The sequence below is a fragment of the Parafrankia irregularis genome, assembly GCF_001536285.1.
In the GTDB taxonomy this organism is placed as follows: Bacteria; Actinomycetota; Actinomycetes; order Frankiales; family Frankiaceae; genus Parafrankia; species Parafrankia irregularis.
The window spans coordinates 132,695-147,090 of sequence record NZ_FAOZ01000017.1 but is presented as its reverse complement, the minus strand read 5'-3'; the positions used below and the strand labels follow the sequence as shown (position 1 = coordinate 147,090).

Here is a 14,396-nt window from a genome sequence, read left to right as displayed (position 1 = left end):
GGGGCCGCCCGCCGGGCCCACATGCGAGGTTGGTCATCGTGGCGAAGCGGTGCGACCTCTCGTGGCCTCACGGAGACTGCGTTTTTGACTGGGCGGATGGCGTGGCATCCTCTTCCGCGGCCTCAGCCGTCGTATCGCCGAGAAGCGGGCGCAACCACTGGGCCGCGGGATCGGAGTCGATGAGCAGAGCCTTGGTCAGCAACGTCATCGGAACCGCGAGCAGCGCCCCGAGCGGGCCGAGAACGAGCGTCCAGAAGACCACCGAGAAGAAGGTCAGCGTCGCGGACAGACTCACCACGTTCCCGACGACCTTCGGCTGGATGAACGACTGCACGACCATGTTGATCGATGAATAGACCGCCACGACCCAGAGCATGCGGGCGACCCCGCCCTCGAGCAGGCCGAGCAGCGCAGGTGGGAGCAGGCCCACCAGGAACCCGATGTTGGGGATGTAGTTGGTGATGAACGACAGCAGCCCCCACAACAGCGGCAGCGGAATCGCCAGCCAGTGCAGAGCAAGCACATCGAGCGCCGCGACGACCAGCCCGAAGAGCGAGGAAACGGCAAGATAGCGGCGCGTGTTGCGGGCGAACGCCCGCAATGCGTCCACCAGGAGCGGCCGCGACTCGGCGGCCATGTCGAGCCGGCGCGCAAACTGATCGCCGTCGATCGCCAGGAAGAAGACCAGAGCAACGAGGAACATCAGATTCGACCCCGCCGAGGTCAGCCCGGAAAGAATGTTCTGCAGCAGGCCGGACAGTTTGGACAGGTCGAGCCGGCCGACCGTCGTGCTGGCCTGCTCCGGCGTGACGCCGAGGTCCTCCAGCCGCCGGGCGGCCTGGTTGAGCAGCTTTTCGAACTGTGTGGCGTAGTCCGGCAGCAGGGTGACAAGTCGGGCGGCCGCCGTGACCAGGGCGACCACCAGGCCGGCCATGATCGTGTATATGGTCGTCATCGTCACGGCGACGCCGACCCACCCGGGTGCGCCGCGGCGGCGTAGGCACGTCTGCAGCGGATGGCATGTGACCACGAGGACCAACGCCAGGAATGCCGCGGCCAGAGTGTCCCGGAAGGCCCGCATCCCGGCTATGGCGACGGTCGACGAAGCCAGTCCCAACAGAATAGCCGTGGAACGCGTCAACGAGCCTTTTGGCGTATTGATTGACGACATCGGCACCGTGTTCCGACCCTTCTGTGCTCGCGCATGCCGAGAGGCGTCGACGCGATGCCGATGAGCTCTACCAGCCGGGGGCGACGGATGTCGCGATGCCGCTGACCAGGAAATGTACCCCACTCATCGAGGGAGGAAGAACGGCATATCCCGTCCGTGTCGACTCATTAGTCGCGGTACGGCGGTAGCGCCGAGGCACGACGCCGACCTCGTCGTGCGACCGTCGGCCGAGTACGACGTCGACGTGCTCGCAGTGTCCGCCGAGGCGCCGGACCAATCGAACCATCACGACGGTCGAGGTGCCTCCACCTGGGGTCCGCCAGCAGTTGACGTTCCGGGATCCGCCACGGGGCGGACCCGCTCGAACGAACGTTTCAATCCTGAGTCCACGACAGGCTGCTGGCCCCGAGGCCTGATCGCCCCGACGCCCTGAGCGCCGTGCTGGTGCGGGCCCGGGCCCGGTGCCATTCGGTGCTGGTCGCGGCCACGACGCCCGCGACCGTGGTGATCGCGTCGACGCCGGACACGGTGTGCCCGGCGCTGCCCGCGGGCTGACCTGCGCCACCTGGAGGCACGACCATGCTGGCTGTGACCCCGTTGGGCGCGGTGCTCAGGGTGATGTCGTCGAGGCTGGCGCTGACGACGGCGGCACGCCATTTCGGGTCCGCGCCGCTTTCCCGGGTGGCGATGAACTTCGTGCCCATGTAGCCGAGGTCGTAGCCGAGCGTGATCGCTGCCCAGAGCGCCGTGCCGTCGCTGATACCGCCGGCGAGAACCAGCGGTCCGTCATAGAACCGGCGAACGGCGCGGGCGAAGGCGAACGGGTTGGCCCAGCCGGTGTGACCGCCCGCCCCGGCGCTGAGCAGCACGAGACCGTCGGCGCCCGCGTCCACCGCCTTGTGCGCGTGCGCGAGCGAGGCGACGTCCGCGAGGACGCGACAGCCCGCGCGGTGAAGCGGGTCGATCACCGGAACCGGGTTTCCGACACTGGTGATGACCAGCTCGACGGAACGGCGCACAATCGTCTGGAGGTCGTCGTCGAGGCGTTTGTTCGCCCGGTGCACGATCAGGTTGGCGGCGACCGGGCCCGGTGTGGGAACGCTGGCGGCATCGTCTGCGGTTGTTCCCGCGGTACGAACAGTAGCCGCGATCTCGTCGAGCCACTCGTCGAGCTCGGCGTTCGAACTGCAGTTGCTGGTCGGGAACGCCCCGACGATTCCGGCGGAACAGGCGGCGGCCACGAGGGCCGGGGTCGACACCCTTGTCATCGGCGCGGCGATCAGCGGCAGCACCAGCCGGTCGGTCGGGAGCGGCCAGCCGATCGGGACCGCTTCGTTGTGTCTCATGGCGTCTCGCTCTCCCCTTTGTGTGCCGCATCGGATGTGTGCCGCATCGGACTGATCACGTTCGCTGCCTGCCTGCCTGCCTGCCTGCGGCGGCTTGACCGTGTGATGCAGACCGCACTATAACGGCCATAGACCTATAACGAGCATAGACGTCCGCACGAGGTCGGACGCCACGTGACCAACGGGGCCCGTGACGACAGATCGGGGAGTTGTGGGAGACACACGGAGTCGCCTGGGCACTGTCCGGCTGCCGGCTGTTCATCCGTTCCTGGGTGCCGACGTGCGGACGATGCTCGACGAACGGGTGCGGCGCCGGCGGGACCATCCGTTTCTGCTGTGGGAGCCGGCTCCTGGGGACGGGCCGCGGCGTACCTGGAGCTACGGCGAGTTCCACCGTGATGTGGAGGCCACCGCTGCCGGGCTCGCCGCCCGTGGAGTGACCGCGGGCGACACGTTGATCATCCATCTGGACAACAGCCCGGCCTTCCTGCACCTGTGGTTCGCGTGCGGGTGGCTTGGCGCGGTCGCCGTCGACGTCAACACCCGGTACGCCGAGGACGAGCTCGCCCATGCGATCGCACTCACCGGGGCCGTCGCGATCGTGACCGATCCGCGGCTGGGCGCCGTGGGCACCGCGGCCGCGGCAGGACTGAGGTGGGTGGCTCGGCTGGACCCGAAGACGGGGACCGTGCCCGACGGCAGGCCGCCCGGCGAGGGAAGGATCCGCGGATCTGATCAGCCAGCGCGATCCGGGCTCGGTCTCCCTGGTCTCGCTCGATCGATCGCGGCTTCGACGCCGGCGACCAGGAGTTCGATCATGATCCGCAGCTGGACGTCGAGGTCGTAGGTGCCCATGAGCACGGCGTCAGGGCCGAGTTCGGGCCGGAGGAGCTCGGGCCGGACCCGGTAGGTCAGGCCCGATCCGCCGGCCACCGGTTCCATGGACCGCGCGGTGCGAACCGCGGCCTCGGCACGGGCATAGCCGAGGACCTGCAGGAGGAGGACCTTCGCGAAGGTTGCGGCATCCTCGTCGGTCAACCCGGCCTGACGCATGATCGCGAGCGCCTCGGCCGACCACTGGGTGACCGCACGCGACGTCGCAGCAGGCAGCAGATCCAGTACATGCGGGTGCGCGAGCAGTTGTTCGCGCGCGGCCGTGATGAACAGCCGTAGCCTCCGGTCCCAGGTCTGATCAGGGTCGGTATCCAGCATCATGTTCGAAAGGACGCGTTCGACGACCTGGTCGAGCAGCGCGGCTTTCGATCCGACATGCCAGTAGATGGTCGGCGCGCTCACACCCAGCTGTTCGCCGAGCCGGCGGATCGTGAAGCCGGCGACCCCGTCGGCGTCGATCAGGGCGAGCGCCGCCGTCACCACCGCGTCCGCGTCCAGCCCGACCGGCAGGTGCGACGCCGCCAGACGCCGTGCGGCAGCGGCTCGGCGGTCGGACACAACGTGACTGTAACGGTCCATGTCCTGACCACGGTGGCGACCATGGTGGAAGATCCAGCGATGTTCCGGCCCGGTCGGCCCGTCGGTGGGCCGTGCGGGTCAGCCCATGGCGCGGGAGGTGCCGAACATCGTGTCGAGGGTGACGGGCTCCAGCTGGCGCTGTTCGATCAGTTGTTGGACCTGGTCGAACAGGCCGGTGATGGTGGGATGGTTCGCGTGGCCGAGCATGATCGTTCCAGGCTGGAGATAGCGCCGGGCCTCGTTCATCAGCTGCTCCGGGGTCAGCACGGCGGAGTCGCCGAAGGAGCCGTTCCAGATCATGATGTTCGTGTAGCCGAGCTCGGCGACGACGCCGTCCACGTGACTGTTGTGGGATCCGTAGGGCGGTCGGAACCAGGGCCGGCTGGTGATGCCGAAGGTCCGCTGGATCCAGTCCTCGTTCCGCTCGACGTCCGCCCGGATGTCCGCGTCCGCCCGGCCACGGGCGAGCAGGTTGCGGTGCGTCCAGGTGTGGTTGCCGATCTGTACCTGGCCGGCCTCGATGAGGGGCCGCAGGGCGGCGGCATGCCGGCTCCAGATCGCCTCGTAGCAGCCGTTCGGCTGAAAGGTGATCGGGATCCCGCTGCGTTGCGCGAAGGCGACGTAGGCGGCGACCACCTCGGGTGCGTAACCGTCGTCGATGGTCAGGGCGATCCGTCGCGTCTGGCCCGGTGCCTGGAAGACGACTTTCGGGGGGCCGGGGTGCGGCGGTGGGATCGGTGGCAGCGCCGGGCCTGAGGACGTGCTCACCGAGCCCACGGCGGCGCCCTGGTCAGCGGGCCCGCTGGCGCCGGCGGCCAGCGGCGCCGGATGCTGCGCCGGCTGACCGGTCGGCCTGGTCGGACCGCCGGTCGGCGGTGTCCGTTGCTGCGGCGGCTGCCCGGGTGAGACGGATCCGGACGAACATCCGACGAGGAACTGGGCCGCGCCGATGCTCAGCAGCGACAGCAGCGTTCTGCGCTCCACGTCGCGACATTAGCAACGATCACCGCCAGTCCACTCGTTAGCCGACCAAGTCGGCATCAAGGGGGGATTTCGAGTCGGGGCCGGCCGATCTGTCGGCGACGGACCGGGGGGTGGACGGGTCCGGGTGGTCTGGCTGGCCTGCGTGGCCGGGGGCGGATGGGGCCCGGCGCGGTGCGGCGGCGGCGGCCGTTGGCGTCGCGACCCCGCCGTGCCCCGGCACTCCGCGGCGCAGGCCGGCCACGTCCTTGGCATCTCGCGGCCTTCTGAAACGTGACGCCGGTCACGGTTCGTTTGGCGATCTGCCTGTGGGTTACGGGGAAATGCGGAAAGTCAGCGATCGGGACCGTATCTGGTGACGCTGGGTGCTTGCCTCCGGGTCAAGATCCGGTCTAATGTTGTGCTCGTTCCGGTCGGAAACACGAATCCGCCGGAGCGCGAACACCGGGCCGACGCCGAGTTCTGCCCACGGTTCCGGTGCATATCCTCTCTCATTTTCGCGGGGCAGAAACGGAGAACCCTGCCGGGGTTCTTCCGGGCGGGTGCGAAGAAGCATCTCCGCCGCGAGCCAGGCTTTTTGGCCAGTGTGCTCGCGTGCCCATTTCGGGCTTCCGTAGGTGTCGTGGGAAAGTATTTTTCTTGTCGATCCGACGCACAGTCAAGAGCAGCCTGCGTAACCGTCTCGCCGCCGTCACCATGGTGGGAGCCGTCACCACCGGTGTCGGGATTATGGCTGCCTCTCCGGCGAGCGCCGCCTCCGACTCGTCCATCGCCCTGGCCGCCAAGAGCGCGGGCCTGTCCGGCTGTCGTGGCGTGCCGACGTCCACCTGGGTCGCCATCGCGCTGGCCGAGTCCGGTGGCAACCCGAGTGCCCGGCTCGCCACCAGCATCGAGGACTCCCGTGGCCTCTGGCAGATCAACACCTGGGCGCACCCCTGGACCAAGGGCATCAACCTGTACGACACCCACGCCAACGCGGCCGCGGCCAAGAAGGTCTGCTCGTCGCAGGGTCCGACCGCCTGGTCGACCTACACCAACGGCGCCTACCTGAAGTACCTCGGCCGCGGCCACGCCGCCGGCTGACCCGGCTGAGCTGAAGCCGGACCGCGCCCGAACGCCGACGTACGGCTGACACGGCGCGGAGCTCGGACGCACGGAGGGCCTCCCCCTGTCGGGAGGCCCTCCGTCGTTTCCCGGGCCCGCCGCGGACCGGCCGCGCCGGCCGGCGAGCGTGGCCGGCGGTCGGCGCGGCCGGTGGCCGGCCGCGCAGGACCGCGACGAGCTGTTGGTGCGCGGTCCGGTTGGCGGCGGTCCAGATCGCGCTGAACGCGTCGCTGCGGACGAAGTCGAGCGTGATCTCGTAGGTCGCCTTTTCGACGCCGGCGGAAATCGGCCCGGAGAGGATGTCGGCGAGCGGGCCCGGAATGTCGTTCTGGGCGTCTCGGGAAAGACGTTTACTGACGGCCTGCGCCACCTGTGTCACCACCGCCTCCTGAAGCGTGGGATTGCCGGCCAGTGGCGCGACGGTACCGAGGTAGCGGTCGGTGTCGAGGATCTCGCCGCGCAGCCAGCGGGCACTTACGGATGCCACGCAGAGGAGGCAGCCGAGGGTGCAGAGCGCGATGGTGGCGATCTGTCGGCGACGCCCCGGGCGGTTCCGCGGCTCGTCGGTCCGCGGCTCGTCAGTCCGCAACGGTCGCGGGGCGTTCGATCGAGACCGCGGGCAGCTTTCCGGCGAGCGGCGCCGGCAGCCACCAGGCCCACCTGCCGCTGCGCGCCACCCTCGGCGTGCTGCGCCAGGTCGACGAGGAGGCGCCCACCGCCCCCATACCGGGCCTGGCCGGAATCAACGATCTGATCGTCTCGGCCACCCGGGCGGGCCTGGATGTGCGAGTCGACGAGAGCGGAACCGGGCCGCCGCTGCCCGCCGCGGTGGACCTCGCCGCCTACCGCATCGTGCAGGAGTCGCTGACGAACGCCGCCCGGCACAGCGGCGCCCGGCACGTGACCATCCGGATCCACCGCGACGACCGGCAACTGACGATCGGCATCGAGGACGACGGCCGGGGCCCGGCTCCCGCCGGCAACGCGGGCGGTACGGGCATCGCCGGCATGACGGAACGGGCCCGTGCGCTGGACGGCCTGCTGAGCGCGCGGCCTGGGCCTGCGGGCGGCTTCGTCGTGCGTGCCCAGCTACTGTTCACAGTCCCCGGCAAGCCGATGGATGAGTGGGGTGCCGATGATCAGGATCCTGCTGGCGGATGACCAGCGACTCGTCCGGGCCGGAATGGTCAGCCCCGGCCGGCCCGCGGACTGATGTAGGACATGATGTTCTACACTCGGCGCATGGACCGGGTTGGCGTGCGGGAGCTCAATCAGAACACCAGTCAGGTCATCGACCGTGTTCGGCGCGGTGAGACGATCGAGGTGACGGACCGTGGTCGTCCCGTGGCGCGGCTGGTGCCCATCGGTCGTGGCACGGCGGCGCTCGACCGCCTGGTGACCGAGGGCCGCGCGATACCGCCGGTGACAGGTGGTCCTGTGCCCATGCCGCCACTTCTCGGTAACCCCTCCGTAAGCGCGACCGACGAGCTGATCGCCATGCGCGACGAGGAGCGCTGGTGATCTATCTGGACTCGGCGGCGGTCGTGAAGCTTGTCGTGGCCGAGCCCGAAAGTGCGGCACTCGTCGACTGGCTCAACGCCCGCGACGACGTGGCGCGGTTCACCTCCGCGTTGGCGGAGGTGGAGGTCGCGCGCGCGATCAGACGTGCGGCGCCGGAGGCATCGGGGCGCGTGCCGCGAGTGCTGGACCGGATGTACCGCCTGGAAATCGATGGCCGCGTGCGGAACGTCGCGGCTGCTTTCGATGACCCACTGCTGCGGTCCCTTGACGCCATCCACCTTGCCACCGCGCTTCGACTGGTGGACGCGAACGACACCCAGCTCGAGGCGTTCGTGACCTACGACAAGCGCCTGCTCGAGGCCGCGCGTCGAGCCGATCTCCCGACCGCGTCGCCGGGCCCGCCCTCCGCCTCGGCTGGCTGACCGGCCGGCCCGCGCCATGCCAGGTGGCGGAAACAGGTCAGGTGCCGGAATCAGGAACAGGTGTGCCGGAATAGGGCAGCCGCATGCCGATGGTGTGCGCGTCGCGCGCGGCGGCCCGGTCGAGCTGTCGGGCTTCGTCGGCATGCCCGGCGCGGCCTAGCGCCTGGGCGAGCCGCCGCCGGGTACGGATCACGAACGGCACCCCGCCGGTCCTGTCGGCAAGCACCAGCGACGACCGCAGGTCGGCGATGGCCTCGTCCACCCGGCCCAGCGCCAGGGCGAGGCCGCCCCGGTACAGGGTGGCGGGGCCCATGCAGGTCAGACCGAGCACAAAGGTCACCAGCGTCTCGCCGTACCCCGCGATGCGGTCCGCGAGGCCGGTCGCCCACTCGGCCATGTCCGGGACGGCGTCGACCAGCTGCGCCACGATCTCGGCGAGAAGCACGACGTAGACCGGTTCCATGGCACCAGGCGCGACGTCGGCCAGGTCCGGCCGGACGAGCCGGCGGACCTCACGGGCCGCGGCCTCGGGGCGTCCGGTGTCCACGAGCGCGAGGGCGCGGATCAGCGCCCACTCGGCGATCACCTGTTCCTCCATGTCGTCCACCTGCGGGAGGAAGTCGCCCAAGGTGGCGCGGTCCCAGGCGGTGATGCCGTGGATGGTGTTGGCGGACTGGGTGAGCGCGTTGATCGCCCCGGGCGTCACGCCCGGCAGCGGCCCGCCCAGAATCGCCGCGACCTCGGCGGCCTGGTCGTACCGCCCCGCGTAGAGGTGGTGCATCGCCTGCCAGCAGCGGTCCAGCAGGTCGAAGTCAGGGTCGCGCACCTGGCGCAGCCGCCGGTTGAAGGCGGCCGACTCGCCCTCGGCGGCTTCGACCTCGCCCAGCTCCCACAGGACGGCCCGACGCAGGTGCCGGGCCACCAGCTCGCCGCTCGGCGGGCCCTCGACTGTCGCCAGCAGCGTGTCGGCGATCGCCAGCCGCAGGCCGGTGTGCGCCGGTGTCCAGGCCGCGAGCGCCCGGGCGATCAGCAGACCGGCGGGTTCCTCGGCCGCCCCGGGGCGGGTCGTGCGCTGCTCGGCGAGCACCTCGGCGGCCCGCCCGATCAGCCGGCTCGCCGCCGCCGGCTCGCCATAGCACGCCCGGACGGCCGCCGAGGTGAGCAACCGGAGGCGGAGATCCCCCTCGGCCGCGGGCAGTGCCGCCGCCGCGGCGTCCAGATCGGCGATCAGGCCCGGCACGGGGACGTGGAACAGGGAGCTGTAGCCGCCGACCGCGTCGCCGGCGCGGGTCAGCGTCGCGAGTCCCGCGCGGACGGTGTCGCCATGCGCGGTGGCGATTCCGGCGGCCTCGGTGAGCACCTGCTGTGCCTGCGCGAAGGCGGCGGACCGCCGTAGCGCCTCACCGCGGATCACCATCAGGTCAACCCGCAGGTCAGGACGGTCCCCGGGGACGAGGTCGAGACCGTGGCCGGCGAGGCTCGCCGCGTCCTCGAACGCGAACTGCGCGAGCGCGGCCCTTGCCGCGGCTGCCTGCGCCTGGGCGGCGCGCAGGTCGGGATGCCCGGCCGCGGCGACGCGAAGATGGTGCGCGAGCACCGCGGCAGGCACCGACGCGCCCTGGTGGGCGACCAGGGCGTCGGCGACGAGGCCGGCGAGCCGGGCCCGCTCGGCGGTGCCCATCCCGACCAGCACGGCCTCCCGGACGATGTCGTGGGTGAACCTCAGCCGTCCCGGAGCGGGCACGTCGGCCAGCCCGGCGGCGACGGCGATGTCCACCGCGTCGAGCGCGCCGGCCTGGGACAGCCCGGCGGCGGCCGTCACCACCGGCAGCGCCGCCTCGCGGCCGACCACCGCGGCGGCGGCGAGCAGGCGGGTCAGGCCGGCGGGCATCGCGGCCAGCCTCGCGAGCACGGTGTCGCGCACCCCGGTCGGCAGCGTGCCGGCCGCTGCGGCCTGGTCAACAGCCGTGGCCAGGCCGTCCGCCGTGGCCTGGCCGGCGGTGGTGGCCCGGCCGGCGGAGGTGGTCGCCGCCAGCCGGGCGAGCTCGACGACGAAGAAGGGATTGCCGGCGGTGCGGCGGCGGACCGCCTCGGCCTGCACCGGGGTGGGCGCCATCCCGCTCACGGCGCCGAACAGGCGGCCGACGTCCGTCGGTGGGAGCCCGGCCAGCTCCACCCTGGTCAGGGCGGGGTGACGGGCGAGCACGCCGAGCAGCCGGCGCAGGGGCTCGCCGTCCTGGCCGCCCCCGGCGGGGTCACCGGGGGCGGCCGTCCCGCCGTGCCCCGGACGGAAGCTGCAGACCAGCAGCACAGGGACGTCCGTCAGCTCGCCGGCGAGGATCTCCAGCATCGCGATCGAAGCCGGGTCGGCCCAGTGAAGATCCTCGAGCAGCGCCAGCACCGGACCGGCGGAGGCGAGCTCGGCCAGATGGCGGCCGATCGCCAGCGCCACCTCGAACCGGACCGGACCGTCACCGTCCCGGACCGCCCCGAACGCGCCCACCACCTCCGCGGGCAGGCCTCGCAGCAGCTGCCGCCATGGCCAGTAGGCCGGGGCGCCGGAGACCTGCGTGCAGCGGCCCCAACGGGTCTGCGCCGGTACCCGCCGGGCGAGTTCCTCCAGCAGCCTGGTCTTGCCGATGCCTGCCTCGCCGGACAGCAGGGCCACGCCGGTCGCCTGCTCGGTGGCGGTCCGCTCCCACGCCTGTTCGAGAACGGCGAGCTCCCGGTCTCGGCCAAGCAACGGCAGCCGCCCGCCGGCGGCCCCGGCGGCCCCGGCGGTGGCAGGCGTGGCGAGCGTGGGGGCGGTCAGGGCAGGGGTGGCGAGGACGCCGGTGCGGGGGACGCCAACGTGGGGGACGCCGGGCCGCCCCAGCCCGGCGTCGTGGCGCAGGATCGCGGTCTCCAGCTCCCGGAGCTCCGGCCCCGGTTCGAGGCCCAGATCATCCGCCAGGGTCTGCCGTGCCTGACGAATAACGGTGAGCGCGTCGGCCTGCCGGCCACCGCGGTACAGCGCGGTGGCGAGCTGGGCGTGAAGCCGCTCCTGCAGCGGGTGCTGGCTCGTCAGGACGCGCAGCTCACCGATCACCGCATCGTGTTCGCCCAGGTCGAGCCGGACGGAGAGGAGGTCCGCCCGGACGGCCATCCGGTCCTCCGCCAGCTTCACCCGCGCCGCTTCGGCTGCCGGGTGGTCCGCCAGGTCGGCGAACGGCTCACCCCGCCAGAGGGCGAGCGCGCGCTCCAGATGAGCGCGGGCACCGACCGGGTCCCCGTCGTCGAGCGCCCGCCTGGCGAGTGCCCGTAACTCGTCGAGGCGCCCGGTGTCGAGATCGGCGGGGGAGACCGCGAGGGCGTAGCCGGAGCCTCGGGTGACGAGCAGCCGGTACGGCGGGCTGGCCCCCGGCTCCAGGACCCGGCGCAGCACGGACAGATGCGCCTGCAGTGTGGACCGCGCGGCTGGTGGCGGTTCGCCCTGCCACAGCTCGTCGGCCAGTGCGTCCGCGGTGACGGTGACGCCGGGCCGCAGCAACAGGAGGGTGATCAGCTCCCGGCGCCGCCGCGGGCCGAGCTCCAGCGGGGAGCCGTCGCCGTCGCCGTCGCCGGCGGTGGCCGTGGCCGTGGTGGCGGTGGTCGGCCCGAGTACGCCGAACCGCACGGGAGAGGAGCTGCTCAACGCTGCGATCGACCCCCGAATCGTCGCCGGCGACTGGGCCCAGCCGGACGCAAGGCGCACGCAAGGCTTTCACCGCCGAACGGCCAGCGTAGTCGGCAACAGTCGTCCGTGGCGATGGGCGCGGCACGCGGCCGCCCCGATCCCAGATCCCGGTCATGAAGGAGGAGCAATGTCCACTGTGGAGTCACAGCCGCTCGACGGCGCGCCGCGGGCACCGCGCTCGGCGCGGCAACCGCAGGCCCCCGTGCCGGCGACGTCGGATGACACGACGCTGCGCCGGGTCCTGCTCGGCGCCGGCGGTGTCCTGTTCGCGCTGGGAAACCTGCTGCACCCGCTCGAGCACAACGAGGCGGCCGAGCAGGCGGCCACCTGGTCCGCCGCCCACCTGCTCTTCGGAATCGGCGGCGTGCTGATCGCTGCCGGGCTGCCGCTGCTGGCGGGCCGCCTCGGGCCTGGCCGACTGGCCCGGGCCGCCTACGTGCTGGTCTGGATCGGGTTCGTGACGATGCCCGCGAACGCCTACATCGAGCTGTTCGTCGCACCGAACATCGACCACCACACCCTGCATGAGATCGAGTCCGACATGACGCTGGTGGCCCTGCCGGTCGCGTTCGCGTTCATCATCGGAGTTCCGCTGCTCGGCATCGTCGGGTGGCGGGCCGGCGGGCTGTCCAGGCCGGTGGCCGCGGGTCTCGTCCTCGCCGGTGTGACGCTCCTGTTCGGGCAGGGCCTGCCCGTGAAGGAAGGCTACTGGATCATCCCGGCCACCGTCGTCGCCGGACTGGCGCTGGCGGCGACCACCCTGCCGTGGAACGACAGCAGGCAGCCGCGACGAGGCGGGAGCTGAACGAGTGCGCCCGTTCCACACCACCTCCGGCACCGCCGGGGGTGGCCCGCGGACGGTCCCACCGGGCAGGCCGGCGCCCGTCCCGCTCGCCACCGCGGCGACGACCGGCGGCTCCTACGGCCTGCTCCGGGTCCGGCTGCTGCCCGCCGACGAAGCACCGTACCTGATCCACCACGGCGAGGACCGGTCGTTCGTCGTCCTGGACGGACGGATGCGGGTGGAGGCCGCTTCACGCCACTTCACCGCCGCCACCGGAGACCTCGTCTTCGTCCCCCGTGACCGGCCGCACCGGTGCCTCGCCCTGGACGGGCCGGCCGACGTGCTCATGCTGTTCACGCCGGGTGGGGCCGAAGGGCTCTACCTCGCGCTCTGGCCGCCGGGGCACGACGCCGACCTCATCGCGCCGCTGTCGGCCGAGTACAACGTCGACGTGCTCGTCCAGTCCGGCGAGGCACCGGACGAACCAGGCTCAGGTTGAGCCCGGCCGCGGTCACCGCGCGGTGGTGGCGTCACGGTGTGCCGGGGCAGATCGGGCTCTGGGGGGCGACCTCGAAGCCGCTTCCCGCCTGGTTGACGACGACGAACGTGTAACAGGCCGGTGGCCGGCCGAATCCGGCGGTCAGGTCCACCGGCGCGGAGAGCAGGCCGCCGCCGTCGTAGGCGTCGAACGACCGCAACGCCGTCAGCAGGCCCTCCCTGGTGGGGCATGCGCCAGCCGCTTCGAGGCCCTGCACCAGGAGATCCGTGGTGATGTAGGCGTCGAGGGCGTTCTTCGTGTCGGGCGACTGGCCGGGCGCGTACCGCGCCATCGCGTCGAGGTACGGCTGGTGGACGGGAGACGACACCTCCAGCGGTACCACGGACGTGTAGTAGGCGGCCCCGCTGATCTGCGTGCCGTAGGCGTCCACCAGTCCCTGGTCGAGCCCCGCGGCGGAGACGGCGGCCCGCAGAGGGATGCCGGCCTGCCGGGCCGCGGCGTAGATCTCGGCGAAGGCTCCGCCGGGCAGCGCACTGACGAGGACGTCCGCTCCGGTGGCGGCGATCTGCTGGGCGAGCCGGGCCGGGGAGCTGGCGCCCTGGGTGTAGTCCAGGGTCGCGACGACCGGCACGCCTCCGGCCGCCAGTGATTCGGTGATCCGTGCGCCGCCCTGGACCGACGCCTCGAACAGGCCCGCGATGACCACCACGGCCGAATCGCCGCCGACGGCGTGGGCGTACCGGGCCAGGGTGTCGCGCGTCCGGGTGTCCGGGGGAGCGATGTTCGCGTAACTGATCATGTTGGGATGCTGCGACCAGGCGGCCTCCTGGGCCACACCGGCCACCGGCACGCCCTGGTCGTCGAGGTACTGGGCCGACTCACCGACCACGCTGGAGCCTTCCAGCAGGGCGAGCACACCGGCGCCCTCGACGAGGTCGCGGGCGCCGGAGATGTTTAGCGCACCGTTCGACTCGTCGTCCCGCCAGCTGTAGACGATCTTCCGGCCGTGAACACCGCCCCGTTCGTTCACCTCGCCGAGGCGGGCCTCGATGCCGCTGCGCATCCCCTGCCAGATCTCCGCGGCCGGGCCGGTGTCGGACAGCAACAGCCCGAGCCTGATCTCGGTCGCACTGACGCCCGGCGATGTGCACGCCGGGCGGCCGAGGCCGGACCCGCCGGTGTCGGAGGCCGCGCACGCCCCCGCCAAGGCCAGTGCGGCCAGCGCCGCCAGCGCAGGCGGCCGGGGTAAACGATCGCGCCGAATGATGCCCAACATCGATCTCCCACGCCGGATCCGGGTCCGGTGTGATCCCGCCAGACCGGATATCAATTGAGCAAGCATGGAGGCGACGGGACCGCAGTGCTCCTGGGATCTTGTCC

13 protein-coding genes are annotated in these 14,396 nt (G+C 71.7%); 7 read left to right on the top strand and 6 right to left on the bottom strand.

Annotated features, from left to right (window positions below; translation table 11 throughout):
* Positions 1–67: 67 nt before the first annotated feature.
* Positions 68–1,171, bottom strand: coding sequence for an AI-2E family transporter (locus AWX74_RS23490; protein WP_091280934.1), 1,104 nt, complete (start codon positions 1,169–1,171; stop codon positions 68–70).
* A 374-nt stretch (positions 1,172–1,545) separates the two neighbouring features.
* Entirely contained in the window at positions 1,546–2,517 is a 972-nt protein-coding gene (locus AWX74_RS23480) for an NAD(P)H-dependent flavin oxidoreductase (protein ID WP_091280929.1), read from the bottom strand.
* Between the two features lie 211 nt (positions 2,518–2,728).
* Here AWX74_RS23480 and AWX74_RS23475 point away from each other — a divergent pair, with 211 nt between their 5' ends.
* On the top strand, positions 2,729–3,364 hold the full coding sequence (locus AWX74_RS23475) for an AMP-binding protein (protein ID WP_242666376.1): 636 nt from the start codon (positions 2,729–2,731) through the stop codon (positions 3,362–3,364).
* On the opposite strand, the gene AWX74_RS23470 is transcribed toward AWX74_RS23475, so the two are convergent.
* Entirely contained in the window at positions 3,253–3,990 is a 738-nt protein-coding gene (locus tag AWX74_RS23470) for a TetR family transcriptional regulator (RefSeq protein ID WP_091280926.1), read from the bottom strand. The genes AWX74_RS23475 and AWX74_RS23470 overlap by 112 nt on opposite strands.
* Before the next feature lie 78 nt (positions 3,991–4,068).
* On the bottom strand, positions 4,069–4,974 hold the full coding sequence (locus AWX74_RS23465; protein ID WP_091280923.1) for a polysaccharide deacetylase family protein: 906 nt from the start codon (positions 4,972–4,974) through the stop codon (positions 4,069–4,071).
* A gap of 636 nt (positions 4,975–5,610) precedes the next feature.
* On the opposite strand from AWX74_RS23465, the gene AWX74_RS23460 reads away from it, so the two are divergent.
* The 4 genes from AWX74_RS23460 to AWX74_RS23445 all read left to right on the top strand — a co-directional run bounded on the left by AWX74_RS23460 (position 5,611) and on the right by AWX74_RS23445 (position 8,018).
* On the top strand, positions 5,611–6,054 hold the full coding sequence (locus AWX74_RS23460; RefSeq protein ID WP_091280920.1) for a transglycosylase SLT domain-containing protein: 444 nt from the start codon (positions 5,611–5,613) through the stop codon (positions 6,052–6,054).
* Between the two features lie 501 nt (positions 6,055–6,555).
* Complete coding sequence (locus tag AWX74_RS23455; RefSeq protein ID WP_091280917.1) at positions 6,556–7,236, top strand: sensor histidine kinase; 681 nt, start codon at positions 6,556–6,558, stop codon at positions 7,234–7,236.
* A gap of 60 nt (positions 7,237–7,296) precedes the next feature.
* Positions 7,297–7,596 (top strand): type II toxin-antitoxin system Phd/YefM family antitoxin, encoded by a 300-nt coding sequence (locus AWX74_RS23450; RefSeq protein ID WP_242666375.1) that lies wholly within the window; start codon positions 7,297–7,299, stop codon positions 7,594–7,596.
* On the top strand, positions 7,593–8,018 hold the full coding sequence (locus AWX74_RS23445; RefSeq protein WP_091280914.1) for a type II toxin-antitoxin system VapC family toxin: 426 nt from the start codon (positions 7,593–7,595) through the stop codon (positions 8,016–8,018). Before AWX74_RS23450 ends, AWX74_RS23445 begins: the two co-directional genes overlap by 4 nt.
* A gap of 37 nt (positions 8,019–8,055) precedes the next feature.
* On the opposite strand, the gene AWX74_RS23440 is transcribed toward AWX74_RS23445, so the two are convergent.
* The gene (locus AWX74_RS23440; RefSeq protein ID WP_193209840.1) at positions 8,056–11,673 is read right to left on the bottom strand and encodes an ATP-binding protein; all 3,618 of its coding nucleotides are present in this window, start codon (positions 11,671–11,673) and stop codon (positions 8,056–8,058) included.
* Positions 11,674–11,860: 187 nt separating this feature from the next.
* On the opposite strand from AWX74_RS23440, the gene AWX74_RS23435 reads away from it, so the two are divergent.
* Together AWX74_RS23435 and AWX74_RS23430 are read left to right on the top strand one after the other, a co-directional pair.
* The gene (locus AWX74_RS23435) at positions 11,861–12,538 is read left to right on the top strand and encodes a hypothetical protein (protein WP_091280908.1); all 678 of its coding nucleotides are present in this window, start codon (positions 11,861–11,863) and stop codon (positions 12,536–12,538) included.
* Between the two features lie 4 nt (positions 12,539–12,542).
* Positions 12,543–13,016, top strand: coding sequence for a cupin domain-containing protein (locus AWX74_RS23430; protein ID WP_091280906.1), 474 nt, complete (start codon positions 12,543–12,545; stop codon positions 13,014–13,016).
* Positions 13,017–13,047: 31 nt separating this feature from the next.
* Here the strand turns inward: AWX74_RS23430 and AWX74_RS23425 are convergent, their stop codons facing one another.
* Positions 13,048–14,292 carry an ABC transporter substrate-binding protein gene (locus tag AWX74_RS23425; RefSeq protein ID WP_091280903.1) on the bottom strand — a complete coding sequence of 415 codons (1,245 nt, stop codon included), beginning with the start codon at positions 14,290–14,292 and terminating at the stop codon, positions 13,048–13,050.
* Positions 14,293–14,396: the final 104 nt, after the last annotated feature.